At 41.2% G+C, this 17985-nt stretch carries 15 protein-coding genes and 1 pseudogene; all 16 read right to left on the bottom strand.

All coding sequences use genetic code 11. The features are described from left to right. Positions 1-98 precede the first annotated feature (98 nt). A complete protein-coding gene (purK, locus tag K6V48_RS02545; protein WP_222367777.1) occupies positions 99-1166 on the bottom strand; it encodes a 5-(carboxyamino)imidazole ribonucleotide synthase in 1068 nt (355 codons plus the stop codon). Then, a complete protein-coding gene (purE, locus tag K6V48_RS02540; RefSeq protein WP_024383089.1) occupies positions 1153-1641 on the bottom strand; it encodes a 5-(carboxyamino)imidazole ribonucleotide mutase in 489 nt (162 codons plus the stop codon). The genes purK and purE overlap by 14 nt, the downstream gene beginning before the upstream one ends. Positions 1642-1666: 25 nt before the next feature. Further along, positions 1667-2929 carry a phosphoribosylamine--glycine ligase gene (gene purD / locus K6V48_RS02535; RefSeq protein ID WP_222367775.1) on the bottom strand — a complete coding sequence of 421 codons (1263 nt, stop codon included), beginning with the start codon at positions 2927-2929 and terminating at the stop codon, positions 1667-1669. Positions 2930-3080: 151 nt separating this feature from the next. Further along, positions 3081-4823: a DUF262 domain-containing protein gene (locus K6V48_RS02530; protein WP_160864437.1), complete on the bottom strand. Its 1743-nt coding sequence runs from the start codon at positions 4821-4823 to the stop codon at positions 3081-3083. Positions 4824-4915: 92 nt separating this feature from the next. Continuing rightward, a complete protein-coding gene (gene purH / locus K6V48_RS02525) occupies positions 4916-6463 on the bottom strand; it encodes a bifunctional phosphoribosylaminoimidazolecarboxamide formyltransferase/IMP cyclohydrolase (RefSeq protein ID WP_172090060.1) in 1548 nt (515 codons plus the stop codon). Positions 6464-6488: 25 nt separating this feature from the next. Then, a complete protein-coding gene (locus tag K6V48_RS02520) occupies positions 6489-6647 on the bottom strand; it encodes a phosphoribosylaminoimidazolecarboxamide formyltransferase (protein ID WP_105127391.1) in 159 nt (52 codons plus the stop codon). Beyond that, the gene (gene purN, locus K6V48_RS02515) at positions 6644-7201 is read right to left on the bottom strand and encodes a phosphoribosylglycinamide formyltransferase (protein WP_024405024.1); all 558 of its coding nucleotides are present in this window, start codon (positions 7199-7201) and stop codon (positions 6644-6646) included. The genes K6V48_RS02520 and purN overlap by 4 nt, the downstream gene beginning before the upstream one ends. Then, entirely contained in the window at positions 7198-8220 is a 1023-nt protein-coding gene (purM, locus tag K6V48_RS02510; RefSeq protein ID WP_222367773.1) for a phosphoribosylformylglycinamidine cyclo-ligase, read from the bottom strand. The genes purN and purM overlap by 4 nt, the downstream gene beginning before the upstream one ends. Before the next feature lie 72 nt (positions 8221-8292). After that, positions 8293-9753 (bottom strand): amidophosphoribosyltransferase, encoded by a 1461-nt coding sequence (gene purF / locus K6V48_RS02505; RefSeq protein WP_222367771.1) that lies wholly within the window; start codon positions 9751-9753, stop codon positions 8293-8295. A gap of 49 nt (positions 9754-9802) precedes the next feature. Further along, positions 9803-13519 (bottom strand): phosphoribosylformylglycinamidine synthase, encoded by a 3717-nt coding sequence (locus K6V48_RS02500; protein WP_222367931.1) that lies wholly within the window; start codon positions 13517-13519, stop codon positions 9803-9805. A 120-nt stretch (positions 13520-13639) separates the two neighbouring features. Then, on the bottom strand, positions 13640-14347 hold the full coding sequence (gene purC / locus K6V48_RS02495; RefSeq protein WP_222367769.1) for a phosphoribosylaminoimidazolesuccinocarboxamide synthase: 708 nt from the start codon (positions 14345-14347) through the stop codon (positions 13640-13642). Between the two features lie 117 nt (positions 14348-14464). Beyond that, the gene (locus K6V48_RS02490) at positions 14465-14713 is read right to left on the bottom strand and encodes a phosphopantetheine-binding protein (RefSeq protein ID WP_222367765.1); all 249 of its coding nucleotides are present in this window, start codon (positions 14711-14713) and stop codon (positions 14465-14467) included. After that, complete coding sequence (gene plsX, locus K6V48_RS02485) at positions 14706-15713, bottom strand: phosphate acyltransferase PlsX (RefSeq protein ID WP_222367764.1); 1008 nt, start codon at positions 15711-15713, stop codon at positions 14706-14708. The genes K6V48_RS02490 and plsX overlap by 8 nt, the downstream gene beginning before the upstream one ends. After that, positions 15710-16492: a DNA repair protein RecO gene (gene recO / locus K6V48_RS02480; protein WP_222367752.1), complete on the bottom strand. Its 783-nt coding sequence runs from the start codon at positions 16490-16492 to the stop codon at positions 15710-15712. The genes plsX and recO overlap by 4 nt, the downstream gene beginning before the upstream one ends. After that, complete coding sequence (locus K6V48_RS02475; protein ID WP_222367749.1) at positions 16479-17657, bottom strand: pyridoxal phosphate-dependent aminotransferase; 1179 nt, start codon at positions 17655-17657, stop codon at positions 16479-16481. The genes recO and K6V48_RS02475 overlap by 14 nt, the downstream gene beginning before the upstream one ends. Positions 17658-17727: 70 nt before the next feature. After that, a pseudogene (locus K6V48_RS12080) lies at positions 17728-17985 on the bottom strand (IS5/IS1182 family transposase); the annotation flags it as partial.

The following is a 17985-nucleotide window of genomic DNA, read 5'->3' as shown; positions in this document are numbered from 1 at the left end:
TTTTTCCGACACTTTTAGACCGAGTTAAAATACTCGAACTTGCCCTCTCTCCTTTCTATCTTTAAATGTATTGGGTTTTACTTGAATTTCGAAATCCCCTACAACTCTACCTCAACATCATCCGTCAACACCGTCACATGTCCCATTTTGCGATTGTGCTTCGCTTCTAGTTTACCATAAAAATGAAGATATGCGTTAGGATTTTCTTGAGAAAAGGCTTGTGCTGCTTCCATGTCTTGTCCGAGGACGTTGATCATAACGGCTGGAGAGAGCAGGCGGATAGGAGGTAGGGGTTGACCAAGGATACCCTGTATATGGGTATCAAACTGTGAAAAATTACAAGCTTCAATAGAATAGTGTCCTGAATTGTGTGGTCGAGGGGCAATCTCATTCACAAGAATTTCCTGCCCTCCCACAAACATTTCAACACAAAGGGTGCCTGCTAATTGAAGTTTATCTGCTATTTGCAAGGCCATTGTTTTGGCTTTTTCAGCTAGTTCATCTGAAATACGGGCTGGCACGATAGTTTTGTAAAGAATATTATTGCGATGGATATTTTCCTGCACAGGAAAGACTGTGTAGTCGGAGCCATTCCCAGACACAAGGACGGAGATTTCCAGGTCGAAATTCACAAACTCTTCCAGCACACACTCGGCAGAGTTAGCTAACTGACTAGCCTCTACCAAGTCCGCCTCTTCTCGAATAACCTTCTGACCATGTCCATCATAGCCCCCAGTGGCTGTTTTCAAGACGTAGTTTTTGCTGAGATCCAAACCTTCTAGGTCTAGGCTAGAAGTGACGACTTTGTAGGGGGCGACTTGCACGCCAGCTTTTTTGGCCAAAAAATCCTTCTCAAAAATGCGGTTTTGGGAAATACGAAGGAGGTCTGTCCCTTGAGGGAGCTGGCCGTCTTTGATGACCGCGTCCAGTCCGTCGGCATCGACATTTTCAAACTCGTAGGTCAGGACATCGCACCGCTCCGCCAACTGTTTGAGGGCCGCCACATCATGATAGGGAGCGACGATAACCTCGCTGACCTTGGAGGCTGGGCAGTCCGCCGCAGGATCCAACGTGATCACCTTGTGACCCATGTAAATAGCGGAAATAGCCATCATCTGCCCCAGCTGACCGCCGCCGATAATTCCGATTGTTTTAGATGAGGTCATCTGTCATCGCCTCCGCAATTTTTTCCTGTTCCTTGGCAAAGTCTGCCAGCTGAGCTGCAATGGTTTGGTCTTCAATGGAGAGAATGCGAAGAGCTGTCAGAGCTGCATTGGTCGCACCTGCTTCACCGATTGCCATGGTCGCAACAGGCACACCGCCCGGCATCTGAACGATAGAATAGAGCGAATCCACACCACTTAGGGCACGAGATTGGACAGGGACACCGATGACAGGCAGGGTTGTCTTTGCTGCCACCATACCCGGCAAATGAGCCGCACCACCCGCTCCTGCGATGATGACCTTGATGCCACGGCCACGCGCCTCTTCGGCATGACGGAACATGAGGTCGGGTGTGCGGTGGGCAGAGACCACTTTCTTTTCATAGGCTACGCCAAATTTGTCCAGCACATCGGCTGCTTTTTTCATGGTTTTCCAGTCGGAACTAGAGCCCATGATGATGGAAATTGGAATGTTCATGCTTGTACTTCCTTTTCTTTATCCCTTATTTCACGGCCTTGCTTCCAATATCTGTCCGATAAAAGAGGCCTGTGGTATCTTGACTTTTCAGCTCCGAGTAAATTTTTTCTTGGGCTTCTTGGACGGTGTCTGCTGTGGTAACCAGCATATAGACCCGACCGCCGTTTGAAAGCAGTGCTCTGCTATTTTCCGCAAAACGAGCCCCTGCATAGTAAGTCGTGATGTCTCCCTCGGTCTTTGCTGGCAAGACCACACCTTTTTCATAATCCAAAGGATAGCCATTTGATGCCACCACTACCCCAAGCGTCACGCCACTATCTAGCCAAGTCAGCTGTGTCGTGCGTTTGTGGAGGATGTCGTCAATGTTCTGAGCAAAATCAGAGGTCAAGCGAGGTAGGATAATCTGAGTTTCTGGGTCGCCAAACCGAGCGTTGAACTCAATGACTTTAGGACCTTGATCGGTCAGAATCAAGCCAGCATAGAGCACGCCAAGATAAGGTCGCTCTTCAGCAATCATGCCCGCAAGAATAGGCTTGACAATGGTGTCAACTGCTGTGTCCACCACACTTTGAGATAGGTGAGGCACTGGAGCGTAGGCACCCATGCCACCTGTATTAGGACCTTGGTCGCCGTCAAAGGCACGCTTGTGGTCCTGGGCTGTCGGCAGGATATAGAACTGGTCGCCGTTGACCAAGGCAAAGAGCGAGAACTCCTCACCCTCCAAAAACTCCTCGATGACTACGCGGGCACCCGAGTTACCGAACTTGTTGTCTAAGAGCATCTCCCGTGCCGCTTCGATCGCCTGTTCGACGGTTTCCGCTACGACCACGCCCTTGCCCAGTGCCAAGCCGTCCGCCTTGACCACGATGGGTGCGCCCTGCTCTTCGATGTAGGCTTTGGCTTCTTCGAAGTTGGAAAATGTGCCAAAGGCTGCTGTAGGAATGCCGTATTTGACCATGATTTGCTTAGCAAAGTCTTTTGACCACTCTAGCTCCGCGGCGAGACGACTCGGACCAAATGCCTTTAACCCAGCCTGCTCAAAATCATCAACGATACCTGCTGCCAGAGCATCATCTGGACCAACAAAAGTCCATGCAATATCATTTTCCTTTGCAAAGTTAATTAATGCAGAATGTTCGGAAATACCGATATTCACTAATTCAATCCCATCTAAAGTCATGCCATCATTTCCAGGAGCAACAAAGACCTGTTCTACCTGTTCAGATGCCAACAACTTCTTTGCAATCGCGTGTTCACGACCACCAGACCCAACAACCAAAAGTTTCATTTATTATACCTCAAAAACGGATTTTCTATAAACAGTATAGCAAAAACAGACGGATTTTAATAGAAAAAACAGGAGAATGTTCGGGAATGGAAAAAAGACTGGATTGGATACTGACAATATCCATTTCCAGTCCCTTTATATTAAATAATGTCTAATCCGTCACAATTATTCCATTGTATATTACTTCTCCTATTGTTCTAGCTCTATTATCAAAATCAGTCTGACTAAATTTGTCCGAATATTCTTCTAAAAATTTCCTTGTGGAACAATATTTGGACTCACCATATAATTCAATTTTTTTACTAAGTTTTTCATCATCCGATTTTTTATTTAAATTTTCTTCTAAAAGCGTTAAGTTCCCAATATGACAACAAATATTTGGATTCTCTGATTCAGATACTATATGCTCTATTGATTCATTGAGATAATCATAGTCTGCACTACCATGCAAAATCTCTTCATATTTTTTTATACTATACTTAGCTACAACATTTAGTTGGTTTTGTTTTGCTGTTGACGATTTTTTCTTATATGTTAGAGAAACAAAATGATCTATAAATGTCTTTTTATCTGGCAACAAAGATTTAAAATCGTCTTTAAAACCATTAATTACCCTATTCCAGTCACCCCTATCAGCTGCTTTCCTCAGCTTTCTTGCATAAGATCCATATTTGTTCTCAAGTTTATTATTTCTTTGTTTGCAAATCGCATTATGCACATAATGAAATTCCTCTATAAACTCAATTATATTTTGAAAATCTTTAAATTTAATTTGATTGTTCATATATTTTTCATATGCAACTAGAATAAAAATTCTTGCTTGAGTTATTCTGAAATTGACAGTAATATTATTCAGTATATTTTTTACCCTTGCAATATCTTTTTTTGAAATACTATGCCCCTGAAACATATTATCTGTTGGCGATACCACTAACATATAGTTTCTAGAGCTATCTCTCAATTTCTTTAAATATTTATAGTAATCTTCTGGCTTAATAGTTGATAAGAAGTTATCATATAAATCACTCATCTTACTTTGCCCATAGTTTGAAATCCAAAAATGTCTATAAAACGTATCGACAGATATTGCCTCTCTGTCACTTATTAAATTATTCTTAATTTGGCTCCAGATTTCTTTGGCTTTATCTATCGGTACTAACTCATTTTCAACTGAAAATATTTCATTTTTTATCAAATCTAGTGTATAAAGTTTTTGACCTTTTGAATTAATATTTTCAAAAATCTTATTAACATCTTCTTCTGTATGAGAACATATATATATCACCTGGCTCCCAGTTAACTGACTTCGTATTATTTTGATTATTTCAATTTCAGCCAAACCATATTGTTGAGAAAAATTATTTACATCTGTACTTAATTTCTTTAAAAAGAAATCATATGCATATTGAATTTTATACTGCTCTGTTCCCTCTAATATACTATCACTATAAATACCTTCTGAATTTCGACTCTGTATCTTATCTTCAAAATATGGGGAGGCCGTCAAATTTTCTAATACTTTATAATCTTCACCATCTTCATCGAACCCAATAATATATCTCCATATGTTATTGGATATTTTTTTATCAAATTTTTCTGCGACTTTTGCAAGAGCTGAAAAAAATATAGTCATAGTAGTTATTCTTTGTTGGCCATCCACAATTTGCAAAGGCTCTTTATGTTGTATCATGTCTCCAACTAGCATTACTGTCCCAAAAAAGTAATCTGTATTCTTACTTTCCTCAGAAAAATTAATATTATCTACAATATCCCTATAGAAATCATCTAATTGTTTTTCTTCCCAAGAATATTCTCTCTGGTATCTTGGTATTGTGTATTGCTTATTACCTGAAAAGAAATCCTTAATCAAAATTTTGTCAGCTGTAAATTCCATAAACTACCTCCTAATTTCAGCGAATATATCAAAATTATACCAAAATCCACCCCAACTTCTCCAGCTGGGGTGTTCCTCTTTCTCCAAATTTCTCAATGTCTAAAATGTCTGACTCCTGTAAAGACCATGGTCAAGCCGTACTTGTTGGCCATGTCAATGGAATCCTGGTCACGGACAGATCCACCAGGCTGAATGATGGCCTTAATACCTGCTGCAGCAATCTCTTCCACGTTATCTGCAAATGGGAAGAAGGCGTCCGACGCCAAAACGGCTCCTTCCAAACGGTCCTTAGCTTGCTCGATAGCAATGCGGACGGAAGCTACACGGTTGGTTTGCCCCGGTCCCACTCCCAAGGTCATCTTGTCATTGGTGATGATGATTCCGTTGGATTTGACATACTTAGAAGACTTCCAGGCGAACTCCATAGCCGCCCACTCTTGCTCGGACGGTTGACGCTCAGTCACAACTTGCCAGTCCGCTGGGTTTTCCACCACCACGTCCTGATTCTGCACCAAGAGACCACCAACAACGCCTGTGAATTCCTTTTCTACTTCACTAGCATCTTGAGCATCAAAAGCCAATTCTAAAATGCGAAGATTTTTCTTTTTATTGGTCAAAATTGCTAACGCTTCTGCCGAGTAGCTCGGTGCGATGATGATCTCTAAGAAAATCGGATGCATCTTTTCAGCAGTCGCAGCGTCTACTTCTCTGTTAAGTACAACGATTCCTCCGAAAATCGATACTGGATCAGCCTCATAAGCATAATCCCACGCCTTTTCAATAGTATCAGCTTGTCCGATACCACATGGATTCATATGTTTAAGAGCTACAACAGTTGGACGGTCCTTGAAATCACGGATAATACGAATAGCGGCATCCGCATCACGAATGTTATTGAAGGATAGTTCCTTCCCGTTTAACTGCTTAGCAGATGCAATGGAATATGCAGTCGGAAGTGCGTTTTGGTAGAAATCCGCATTTTGTTGTGGATTTTCTCCATAGCGCATTGGCTGATTAAGGTCATAAGTAAGAGTAAGTTTCTCAGGTTTCTCTTCTCCTACTTGCTTAGTGAAATAATCAGCTATTAAAGCGTCGTAAGCTGCGGTATGACGAAAGACCTTCGCTGCTAATCGCTGACGCGTTGAGTAGCTAGTTTCCCCCTGCTCTGCTATTTCTCCTAAAACTGTTGGATAATCTGCCGGGTCTACCACAACTGTCACACTGGCATGGTTCTTGGCCGCTGAGCGCAACATAGATGGACCACCAATGTCAATGTTCTCCACTGCCAAATCATAGGTTACATCCGGGCGAAGAATTGTTTCTTTAAATGGATAAAGGTTGACTACCACCAAATCAATCAAGTCAATTTCATGGTCGCTGGCAGCTTGCAAATGGCTGTCCAAATCCCGACGTGCTAACAAACCACCGTGAATTTTCGGATGAAGAGTCTTGACACGACCATCCATCATCTCTGGAAAACCTGTCACATCATCAATGGCAATAGTGGGAATACCCGCCTGATCCAATATTACTTTTGTACCGCCAGTTGAGATAACCTCCCAGCCAAAACTGTTTAATTCCTTAGCAAATTCAACGATACCATTTTTATCAGATACGCTAATTAACGCACGCTTTGTCATGTTTACTCCTTCTTCTACACTTTTACTATTTGATTTGAGTCATTAAAAATCCTGATAAAATCAAGGATAATCCATAGGCCAATATCAAACGTGCTGGATTTTCTAAGTTTGCAAAAATAAAGCTATTAAATAGCAGAGCCGCTAAAACAAATACCAAAACGAATGAGATTATTTTCTTTATCATAACTCTATCCTTTCCACCCCCAGCTCTTCTAAAACTGTTGGATAAAGCTGATATTCTGCGGCGTGAATCCGTTCCTCAAACTGCTCCAAATGATCATCAGCCAACCTAGGTACACGGACTTGTTTAATAATTTGACCTGTATCAACACCACTGTCGACCCAGTGAACCGTCACACCACTCTCTGGAACGTCAGCTTTCCAAGCATCTTCAATCCCATGGGCTCCTGGAAATTCTGGCAGATAAGCCGGATGAATATTGATAATCCGTCCCTCATACTTAGCAAGCAATGTAGGGCCAACAATCTTCATATAGCCAGCTAAAACAACCAGATCAATCTGGTGTTTGTCCAATAAGTCAATGAGTGCTTTTTCATATGCCTGTTTATCAGCAAACTCCTTCAGTTCAAAAGCATAGGCTGGAACTCCTAATGTTTCAGCTCTCTTTAAAACGAAAGCATCTCTATGATCTGAAAAAACAAAATGTACCTTGAATTGTTCAGCTATAACTTGAAAATTGGAACCATTACCAGAGGCAAAAATTGCTATTCGCTTCATTTAATTATCACACTCTTGTCTTCTTTGATTACAATACGACCAATTTCATAAACTTCTTCATTGACTGATTCTCGAACCTTGTCAACCTTTTCAGGACTGACTGCTAACACCAAACCAATCCCCATGTTGAAGATTTCAAACATTTCTTCGTGTTTGATTTTGCCATATGTTTCAAGGGCGGTGAAGATAGGAAGGACTGGAATCTTATCTTCTTCAATCTCTGCTGCTAAATCATCTGAAAACATACGAGGGATATTTTCAACAAATCCACCACCAGTGATATGAGCGATACCATTTACAAGTTCATTTTTTACCAATGGTAGTACTTGTTGGACATAAATACGTGTCGGTTCTAGTAAGACATCCTTAAGAGCTTTGCCATTGAGCTCTGGCAACAGAGCGTCACCATCAACATCCGCAAAAACACGGCGAACCAATGAATAACCGTTAGAGTGGATGCCACTTGAAGCTAAGCCGAGTAAGATATCACCCTCTTTGACCTTACTTCCGTCAATAATTTGTGATTTCTCAGCGATTCCGACTGCAAAACCGGCTAAATCATAATCATCTTCGCCGTACATGCCAGGCATTTCAGCAGTTTCACCACCAATCAACCCGCAACCTGCTTGGACACAGCCTTCTGCAACACCTGCCACTACTTGTTCCAATTTAGCTGGCTCATTTTTCCCTATCGCAATATAGTCAAGGAAATAAAGCGGTTCTGCACCTGCTGCGATAATATCGTTGACACACATTGCAACACAATCTTGACCAATTGTGTCATGTTTGTCATATTGAATTGCAAGCATAAGCTTAGTACCAACACCATCAGTTCCTGATACTAAAACAGGCTCTTTCACATCTAATTTGGTTAAGTCAAACATACCACCAAAACCACCTAGCGCCCCCATGACACCCAATCGTTCTGTCCGAGCAACGTGTTTTTTGATACGTTCAACTACTTCATAACCCGCTTCGACATCCACTCCTGACTGAGCATAAGCATTTTTATTCGTCATTCTATTTCCTTTCCTCTAAAAACTTTACAGTTGATTGACAAGGTTTACAAGGTTGTCAATATTGATTGACACTTATTTATCTCTTTTGACATTCTCTATGTAGAAACTAGTTTTCTCTTCTAAGCTTCGAAGATATTCTTCCTCATAGTCATAAAGGGGCGTTGGAAATTCTCCATCAAAATACGCCACGCAGAGCCCACCCTTAGGTGCATCTGTTTTTATACCAATCGAGTCTATCAAACCATCTAATGACAGATAGGTAAGGCTATCAGCTCCTATAATTTCACAAACCTCATCTACAGAATGATTGGCTGAAATCAGTTCTCTACGTGTTTGAATGTCAATTCCATAAAAACATGGATACTTCAGTTCTGGACTACCGATAGCAACATGGACTTCTTTCGCACCAGCATCACGTAACAGTTGGACAATACGACGACTCGTTGTTCCTCGAACAATTGAATCGTCAATCATAACCACGCGCTTATCCTTAACAACACTGGAAACAGCTGATAACTTCATGCGTACACCCTGTTCCCGCAATTCCTGTGTAGGCTGGATAAAGGTCCTTTGAATGTACTGATTTTTAATCAGCCCCATCTCATTTGGCAAACCGGACTCCTCTGCAAAACCCATTGCAGCTGAAAGTGATGAATTAGGCACACCAACAACAATATCTGCTTCGTGTTGAAATTCTTGAGCTAAACGGCGCCCCATATTTTTTCGGGCGGTATGAACATTTATCCCATGAATGACAGAATCTGGACGCGCAAAGTAGATATATTCCATCGAACAAACTGCAAGTTGTGTATCCGTCGTATAGGTATCATAGCAAATTCCTGAATCATCAATAATGACCATCTCTCCCGGCTCAACATCACGAACCCATTCTGCTCCAACGACTTCAAATGCACATGTCTCGCTGGCAACGACCCAAGCCCCGTTCTTCATCTTTCCAATAGATAATGGACGAAAACCGTTTGGATCCAAGGCTGCAACCATTTTATCCTCTAACATAATCAAGTAGGCAAATCCACCCTTGACAGTATTAAGAGCTTCCTTGATTTTACCCATCAGGTCTGGATTATGACTGCGACGAATCAAATGCATCAGAATTTCAGTATCAGATGAACTTGAAAAAATCGAACCATTTTTTTCTAATTCTGCCTTTAAACTAACTGCATTAGTCAAATTGCCATTATGAGCTAGTCCGACTTGCATATCTGAAAAATCAAAGAGAAAAGGTTGAATGTTATGGATAGAAGCTGAACCTGACGTAGCATAGCGAACATGACCTATCGCTGCTCTCCCAGTGAGACGTTCTAGGTCTTCTGACTTTTTAAAAACATCCGCAATCAACCCTGTATCCCGATGACGACGTAAATGTCCTTCATCATTTGCTAAAATCCCTGCGCCTTCTTGACCTCGGTGCTGCAAACTATGGAGTCCAAAATATGTGACCTGAGCAGCTTGCGGATGACCCCAAATCCCGAAGACTCCGCATTCTTCATTAAGTGATTTAACTTCGTACATGTTATTCCCTTTATTATGTTTATTCAACCAGAATGATGACTGAACTTTCTTATTCTGTAAAATAGCGAACCGCTGATGCAAATAAGCCCTGATCTTTATTCCCCGGAATATTTTGGAAGAGACCAGTTTCATAACGCTCTGAATGTCCCATTTTCCCAATGATTTGACCATTGGCACTAGTAATTCCTTCTATCGCATGATATGAGCCATTTGGATTGTATTTTGAATCCATACTTGGTTGACCAGTGAAATCCACGTATTGACTGAAAATTTGGCCATTGTTGCGCAAAACTTCAAATTCTTCATCTGTAACTACAAATTTCCCTTCACCATGAGAAACTGGAATGGCGTGAATATCTCCAACTTGAACCCCTGATAACCATGGAGAATTTACATTAGCAATGCGTGTCTCAACCATTTTTGCAACGTGCTGGTTAGCATCGTTATAGAAGAGAGTTGGACTGGTTTCCACTACTTCTTCAAAATTCCCATAAGGTAATAAACCTGATTTAACAAGGGCTTGGAAACCATTACAGATCCCGATAATGAGACCACCTTTTTCGATAAACTTGTCGATAGCTGAACGGACCTTGGCATTTCGCAAGATAGTCACGATAAATTTAGCAGAACCATCTGGCTCATCTGCTGCTGAAAAACCACCTGCAAAGAAAAGAATATTAGCCTTGTCAATATTGTCCACCATTGTGTCAACGGAATGTTCGATACTCTTTCCATCTAAGGTTACAAATGGTACTAGATTTACCTGGGCACCAGCTTGTTCAAACGCCTTGGCTGAGTCATACTCAGAGTTAGTTCCTGGGAAAACTGGAATGTACACCAGTGGAACATCAACTTTTTTCTTGGCTCTACGAACCGTTGTTTTCGCAATGGCTGGGACATCCTCTATAGAAGTGTTTTGTTTAAATTCTGTCGGATAGACCTCTTCAAGTTTTCCTTCAAAAGCAGCTTGTACATCTTGTCCAAACAACTTGACACCATTGACAACAAGTGCAAACTCTTCTGTTGTCTGTCCAATTTTCACTGCTCCTGAAATTTCTTCAGTAGAAGTAAAGACAAAACCACCTAATTGACCTGTCAGACATGTTTCCACGGTTTCTAATTCAATTGTCGCACCAATCTGATTTCCAAAGGTCATCAAGGCAATACTTTCTAAAACACCACCATACTTAACAGCACTCGCTGCTGTAATCGAATAAGTATTCTGCCATTTTTCAAAAGTCTCAAAGTTTGACTTGATGAATGTAAAATCTATATCTTCCGATAAAATTTGACCTGGAAGATAATAGATATTCTCACTGGCTGTTTTGAACTCAGGAGAAAGAACCTTGCGACTATCTGCAGTGGTTACACCAAAAGCAACTAGAGTCGGAGGAACCGTTAGTTCTTCAAAGGTACCAGACATAGAGTCCTTACCCCCAATAGATGGTAAACCTAGCTGAATTTGAGCCTCAATTGAGCCAAGTAAAGCCGCTACAGGCTGTCCAAACCGTTCCGCCTGTTTATCCATTCTTTGGAAATACTCTTGATAAGAGAAACGGGCCTTAGACCAGTTTGCACCTGTTGCAACCAAACGAGCTGTCGCTTCAATCACCGCATACGCTGCACCATGATATGGAGACCACTCTGCTAAATATGGATGGTACCCTTGCGCCATAACCGAAGCTGTTGTCGTCACACCATCTTGGACAGGTAACTTTTGAACGGAACTTTCTGTCGGCGTCAACTGATAGCGCCCACCAAGTGGATGATTCACTGTTGAACGACCAACTGAAGAGTCAAAAATAGTCTGCAATCCTTTTTGGCTAGCATGGTTGAGGTCTGAAAGAATTGTCTTCAAATCCTCTTCTAGGGTTTCAGGTGATGTCTGACGTAATTCGGGAAGGTTGACAGCATTGTCAACTACTTTTGCATCAACTACTACACGAACACCATTTGTATCAAGGAAAGAACGTTCCAAATCAACAATCATTTGGCCATTCCAAGTCATGACTAGATTTGGTTTATCCGTCACTTTAGCTACTACAACAGCATAGATATTTTCTTCACGACAGGCTTCGATAAAAGTTTCTACATCCTCTGGACGAACGACTACACTCATCCGCTCTTGTGATTCTGAAATAGCAATCTCAGTTCCATTCAAGCCTGCATACTTGAGTGGAACCTTATCTAAATCTATTTCCAAACCATCTGCTAACTCACCAATCGCTACACAGACACCACCTGCACCAAAGTCATTCGACTTTTTAATCAGACGTGTCACTTGTCCATTTCGGAATAAACGCTGAATTTTACGTTCTTCAATAGCATTTCCCTTTTGAACTTCTGCACCAGCTGTTTCGACCGATTCGACAGTCTGAACCTTAGATGAACCTGTTGCTCCACCGATACCATCTCGTCCTGTTTTACCACCAAGTAAGATGACCACATCACCAGCCACCGGTTTTTCACGGACTACATTTTCTTTCGGAGCAGCTCCAATCACCGCTCCAAGTTCCATACGTTTGGCAACGAAACCTGGGTGGAAGTATTCACGGACATAGGTCGTCGCAAGACCAATTTGGTTGCCGTAAGAAGAATAGCCATGTGCAGCTGTTTTTGAAATGATTTGTTGTGGTAATTTCCCATCACGTGTTGCAGTTAATGGTTGAGTGATATCTCCTGCACCTGAAATCCGCATTGCTTGATAGACATAAGACCGACCTGACAACGGATCACGGATAGCACCACCAATACAAGTTGCTGCCCCACCAAAAGGTTCAATTTCTGTTGGGTGATTATGTGTTTCGTTTTTGAACATGAGAAGCCAAGGTTCCTTCACTCCATCCACGTCCACTTCAATTTCTACTGAACAAGCATTAATCTCATCAGAAACTTCCATATCATCCAAACGACCATTCACACGCTCATAGCGACCAAAAATAGTAGCCATATCCATTAAAGTTTGAGGCTTGTCTGATCGACCTAGTTCTGAACGCATCGCAATGTATTTGTCATATGTCGCCTGCAATTGCTTTTGGAATTTTGAAGCTGAAAAGTCAATCGTTCTGAGTTCTGTTTCAAATGTCGTATGACGACAGTGGTCACTCCAATAAGTATCTAAGACTTTGAGCTCTGTTTCAGTTGGCACTCGACCGATTGATTTGAAATAGTCTTGGATAAATAATAAATCCTCCACTTCCATGGCCAAACCAACTTCACGCTTGTACATCGCAAAGTCTTCAGCACTATAGTTTGCAAAAAATTCCAAATTTGGAATAGAGCTGTCTGAAACAGAAAATTCCTGTTCCAGCAAAGGTGATTCCATATCTTTGAAACGAGAATCAACAGGATTAAGAAGATAATTCTTAATTGCAGCCAATTCTTCTTCTAGTACATTTCCATTTAAGATAAAAAGCTGACCAGTATGAACACGTACATTTTGACGGCTACCCAATAAAAGGAGAGCCTCTTGGCTACTAGCAGCACGTTGATCAAATTGACCAGGGAGAGCCTCAATGGCAAAATAGACTGAGCTTTCTAAACCCAGTTCTTCTTCCAACAACGCCTTATCTGTTACCTGTTCCATGAAGATATGCTTAATCGCTTGTTCAAGCAATTCTTCCTCTAAATTGAAAATATCATATACCTGTACTAATCGAAGATTGGATAGACTAGTCAACTGCAAATTGTGAACCAATTCTTCGAGAAGAGCTTCTGCCTTAATTTGAAAATCTGCTTTTTTTTCAACAAAAATACGTTTTGCCATATTCAAGATACCAAGTCCGACAAGAAAAGCTGTCTTATTCTTAGAAATCACCAAATACATTTAGTGGATTCCCAGTCTAATCATATTTTCCGGACGGTTTCAATCCCTTTCTAAAATCCCCTATTTCACGCTCTGCAATTTTTCTAAAACAACCTCATAAACATCGGTCAACTCTCCAAGACCACGACGGAACACATCTTTATCAAGATGGTTTCCATCCACATCCCACAGACGACAGTTATCTGGTGAAAATTCATCAGCCAATATAATTTGTCCTGTTTTATCAAATCCAAATTCCAATTTGAAATCTACCAACATTAAACCAATCTGAGCAAACAGCTCTTTCAAGAAAACGTTGATTCGGCGAGTTTCTTCTTTAATATAAGCAATATCCTCTTGGCTAGCTATATTGAGAAACGCAACATGTTCATCATTAATAAAAGGATCATCTAGCTCATCTTTTTTATAGTAAAACTCAACAATAGGGTGAGTTAACTCAATACCTTCTTCCACACCAAATCGTTTTGAAAATGATCCAGCTGTAATATTACGCAATACAACTTCGAGAGGAATGATATCCACCTTCGCATTTAATTGTTCCGTATCTGATAAACGCTTGATATAATGCGTTTTTACACCAGCCTCATTCAACTTTTCAAAAATAAGTGAAGAAATCAGATTATTAAGCCGACCCTTCCCAGCAATCTGTTCTTTCTTACCACCATTAAAAGCCGTTGCCTGATCCTTATACACTGCAACAATTTGATCATCATCACTTGTAGCAAAAATATCTTTAGCTTTTCCTGAATAGATAAGGTCTGTTTTCATAAAAATGTTCGCCTTTCACAAATTATTCTAACCTTTTTGTTTATTTTATCACAGCTTGTTCGTATATTCAAGAAATACCTTAATCTTCCTGTAAAAGTAAAGAAAAACGCCCGTAAACTACGAACGTTTTTGTGTTTCTTCATAAACAAAATCAATAATATCAGAAAGGGTTTCAAAGCGCTCAATTGCAGCATCTGGAATATCAATTCCAAACTCATCCTCCAAATTTAGCACAAATTCCATAATTTCAACAGAATCTGCAGCAATATTATCAGCCAAAGTCGACTCAGGTTGAACATTGAAATCCTCACCTTTTTCATCTTGAATCAATTCAACAACCCGCTGATAGACTTGTTCTCTATTCATTGTCTTCCTCCACTACAGAAAATTTGGCAACTGATTTATCCACAATACCGGCCTCCAAAATCGAACGCGTCTGTTTAAGAGTGTAGAAAATTGATTGAGCATCGCTGGATCCATGGGCCTTGATAACTGGAGCTTTTAGACCTAGCAAAACTGCCCCACCAGCTGTTTTGTAATCCATAGCACCAAGCGCCTTTTTTAAGGTTGGCTTAACAAGTAGACCACCAATTTTAGCACGCAGACCACCAGTCTTGATTGAGCCAGTCAACTGGCCAACGATGGATTTTGCAGTCCCTTCAACTGTTTTCAGCACAGCGTTTCCCGTGAAACCATCCGTCACGACCACATCCGCCACACTGTTGAGCAACTCACGCGCTTCCACATTGCCAATAAAATTAATCGACTTGTCTTCCGCCAAGAGTTTATAGGCTTCTTGGTGAACTGGCGTTCCCTTGGTATCTTCCGTACCGTTGTTCAAAAGTCCCACACGAGGTTGTTTGACACCACGCACGTGCTCCGCGTAAAATGAGCCAAGAATACCATACTGATAGAGGTGATGAGCTGTATTTTCAGCATTTGCCCCCAAGTCCATCATATCAAATCCCTTACCGTCCATAGTCGGCAAGGTAGACATTAGACCAGGACGGTCAATGTGCTTGATGCGACCGACCACAAAGACGCCTGCCGCCAAAAGAGCACCTGTATTTCCAGCTGACAAGACCGCATCTGCTTGGCCATCCTTGACAGCCTTGGTCGCTAGGACCATAGAAGCCTCTTTCTTCCGACGAATGGCCTTGACAGGCTCATCATCTGAATTGATTTTCTCAGTCGTATGGACGATGCTGACACGTTCTGTCGCTGTCAAATACTGCTTGATTTTTGCCTCATCGCCATAGAGCTGAATTTCAATATCTGGAAAGGTAGCCAAAGCTTGATTGACACCTTCTACCACTGCCTGAGGGGCGTGGTCACCACCCATAGCATCTACTGCAATACGTTTCATTCTGTTTCCTCATTTTCTGTTCTTGGTTTCATAATCTGCCCCCAAGAAGACAAATCATCTATAAATTTCTTTGATTTCAAGTGAATCCCCACATATTCTTCATACAACTGGTCAATAAAAAGACGTAATTTTCGTTTCATCTCAGGCTTGATGGAGATGGTTTCCAGCTCATCAAAGGAAATAGCCTGAAATTGATCAAGTAAATAGGGAACATTAGGATCCAGATAAGCCCGTCGTTCATCTTGTTGATAGTGTTGCGGACATAAGACCCCGCTGTACTTGTAGGAATAGTCAAAAGGCTGACCTACTCGATGACAGAAAGCACACTCATGAAAATTCAAACTAACACCAAATCGACCCAATAGCTGAATTTCAAAGATATTGGTTAAAATTTCATAATCCAGACCTGACTCCATCAAGTCCAAGGTTTTGACCAAAAAAGCAAAAAGAGCTGGGTCATAGACCTTGTCCTGCAAGGCCGCATCGGCCAAGGCCAAGATATAGGTAGCATAGCTGAGCTTGAAAATATCACCGTTAATTGATTTAAATGGCTGTACCTGATGAAAATCTTCAATATAAGACAAACCATCATCATTAATTTTGACAATATAATCCGCATGTGTCAACGGCTGAATAGAGGCTACCAGCTTGGACTTAGAGGCATGTTTCACGAAAAACATTCGCTTGCCAGCCTTCTCCGTAAAAATCTTGACCAGCTTGTCATCTTCTCGAAAATTCCGATTATAAAGGACTAATCCCCTAGTTTCAATTCGTTCCATTTTCTTCTAGATATTTCTTCAAACGAGCCATGGCTGTTTGAATTGTTTCCATACTTGCCGCATAAGAAATACGTACATACCCTTCCCCGTATTTACCGAAAGCTGCACCTGGAATAAAGGCAACTGCTTTTTTCTTAGCAAAATCCTGTAAAAAACTAAATGAATCCTGATTGTATTCCGCAGGTATTTTGGCAAAGATATAAAAAGCACCATCAGGTTTGATAATCTTAAAGCCCAAGTCAGTCATCTTTTCGATGATATAATCCCGTCGCTTGACATATTCCGCCCGCATCGGTAGGGCATCATCCTTACCGTTTTTTAAGGCCTCCACTGCACCATATTGCATAGCTGTCGCTGCGGCTGTTACTAGATATTGGTGACTTTTAATTATTTGAGCAATAATCGGAGCCTGACTCATAATCAAGCCAATCCGCCATCCTGTCATAGCATGAGACTTGGACAATCCCTGAATCAAAATGGTCTGTTCTGGCAAGAACTCCGCAATCGAAGTATGAGGCTGACCAGTATATGTCAACTCTGCATAAACCTCATCAGACAAGACAAAAATTGGAGACTTCCGAATGACATCCGCAAAAGCCTGAATTTGCTCCCGTGAGTAAGTCACTCCTGTTGGATTGGCAGGATAGTTGAGAATGACAGCTTTTAGCTTATCTCCTTGCTCAAGTATCGCCTCTTCCAACATCTCAGGTGTCAATACAAAATCATTAGCAGTCGTATCGATTTCAACGATGTCTGCTCCTACCATATTGACAATAGGTTCATAACCAGGGTAGGCAGGAGCAGGCAGGAGAACAGTATCACCAGCCTCCAAAATGGCCACTAAACTAGCTGATAAAGCCTCGGTCGCACCGATCGTTGATAAAACCTCAGTATTTGGATTGTAAGTTAAATTGTATTTTTCAGCTACAAATTCCGCCGCAGCTTCACGCAAATCCAGCAGTCCAGCCATACCTGTATAGTGACTTTGGTTCGCATCAATTGCCGCTTTTGCTGCCTCTTTTACATGATCCGGTGTTGTAAAATCGGGCTCTCCCAAGGTCAGTTTTAAAATCCCAGGCACATCAGAAATTGACTGATCAAATTGACGAATCATTGATACCTCAATTCGATTTAAATTTTTATTGAAACGATTTAATAAGTCCATACTGTCACCTCAAAAACATATAGAACTATTATAATATAATTTCCAAATAAATGTAAAAAAGAAGAGTCATTTAACTCTTCTTCAGATTGCAGACAAACATCGTTTTGGTGTTTGTCTTTTTTACTGTTTTTAGAGAAAAATGGCTGTTTTAATGCTGAAACCACCCCATCTGGACAAAATAAAAAGGCCTTCTTGCCATCCTTTTAACTAGTTTTTTGAGATTTAAGCACGCCAAAGTCAGTCCAATCTTATCCTCCATTTTGGACTTGCCTTTTTCCCTCGTGTAGCGCAGATTATGGTATTCCTTGGCTGTGCCAAATAGCCGTTC

The sequence above is a fragment of the Streptococcus suis genome (genome assembly GCF_019794555.1).
Lineage (GTDB): Bacteria > Bacillota > Bacilli > Lactobacillales > Streptococcaceae > Streptococcus > Streptococcus suis_AB.
The sequence above is the reverse complement of the archived record's forward strand: the minus strand, read 5'-3'. Positions and strand labels throughout refer to the sequence as shown.

What these genes read in the sequence shown, in the direction of transcription:
- purK (WP_222367777.1), bottom strand. Translation starts at nt 1,166, where the DNA reads ATGACCTCATCTAAAACAATCGGAATTATCGGCGGCGGTCAGCTGGGG.
- purE (WP_024383089.1), bottom strand. Translation starts at nt 1,641, where the DNA reads ATGAACATTCCAATTTCCATCATCATGGGCTCTAGTTCCGACTGGAAA.
- purD (WP_222367775.1), bottom strand. Translation starts at nt 2,929, where the DNA reads ATGAAACTTTTGGTTGTTGGGTCTGGTGGTCGTGAACACGCGATTGCA.
- K6V48_RS02530 (WP_160864437.1), bottom strand. Translation starts at nt 4,823, where the DNA reads ATGGAATTTACAGCTGACAAAATTTTGATTAAGGATTTCTTTTCAGGT.
- purH (WP_172090060.1), bottom strand. Translation starts at nt 6,463, where the DNA reads ATGACAAAGCGTGCGTTAATTAGCGTATCTGATAAAAATGGTATCGTT.
- K6V48_RS02520 (WP_105127391.1), bottom strand. Translation starts at nt 6,647, where the DNA reads ATGATAAAGAAAATAATCTCATTCGTTTTGGTATTTGTTTTAGCGGCT.
- purN (WP_024405024.1), bottom strand. Translation starts at nt 7,201, where the DNA reads ATGAAGCGAATAGCAATTTTTGCCTCTGGTAATGGTTCCAATTTTCAA.
- purM (WP_222367773.1), bottom strand. Translation starts at nt 8,220, where the DNA reads ATGACGAATAAAAATGCTTATGCTCAGTCAGGAGTGGATGTCGAAGCG.
- purF (WP_222367771.1), bottom strand. Translation starts at nt 9,753, where the DNA reads ATGTACGAAGTTAAATCACTTAATGAAGAATGCGGAGTCTTCGGGATT.
- K6V48_RS02500 (WP_222367931.1), bottom strand. Translation starts at nt 13,519, where the DNA reads ATGGCAAAACGTATTTTTGTTGAAAAAAAAGCAGATTTTCAAATTAAG.
- purC (WP_222367769.1), bottom strand. Translation starts at nt 14,347, where the DNA reads ATGAAAACAGACCTTATCTATTCAGGAAAAGCTAAAGATATTTTTGCT.
- K6V48_RS02490 (WP_222367765.1), bottom strand. Translation starts at nt 14,713, where the DNA reads ATGAATAGAGAACAAGTCTATCAGCGGGTTGTTGAATTGATTCAAGAT.
- plsX (WP_222367764.1), bottom strand. Translation starts at nt 15,713, where the DNA reads ATGAAACGTATTGCAGTAGATGCTATGGGTGGTGACCACGCCCCTCAG.
- recO (WP_222367752.1), bottom strand. Translation starts at nt 16,492, where the DNA reads ATGGAACGAATTGAAACTAGGGGATTAGTCCTTTATAATCGGAATTTT.
- K6V48_RS02475 (WP_222367749.1), bottom strand. Translation starts at nt 17,657, where the DNA reads ATGGACTTATTAAATCGTTTCAATAAAAATTTAAATCGAATTGAGGTA.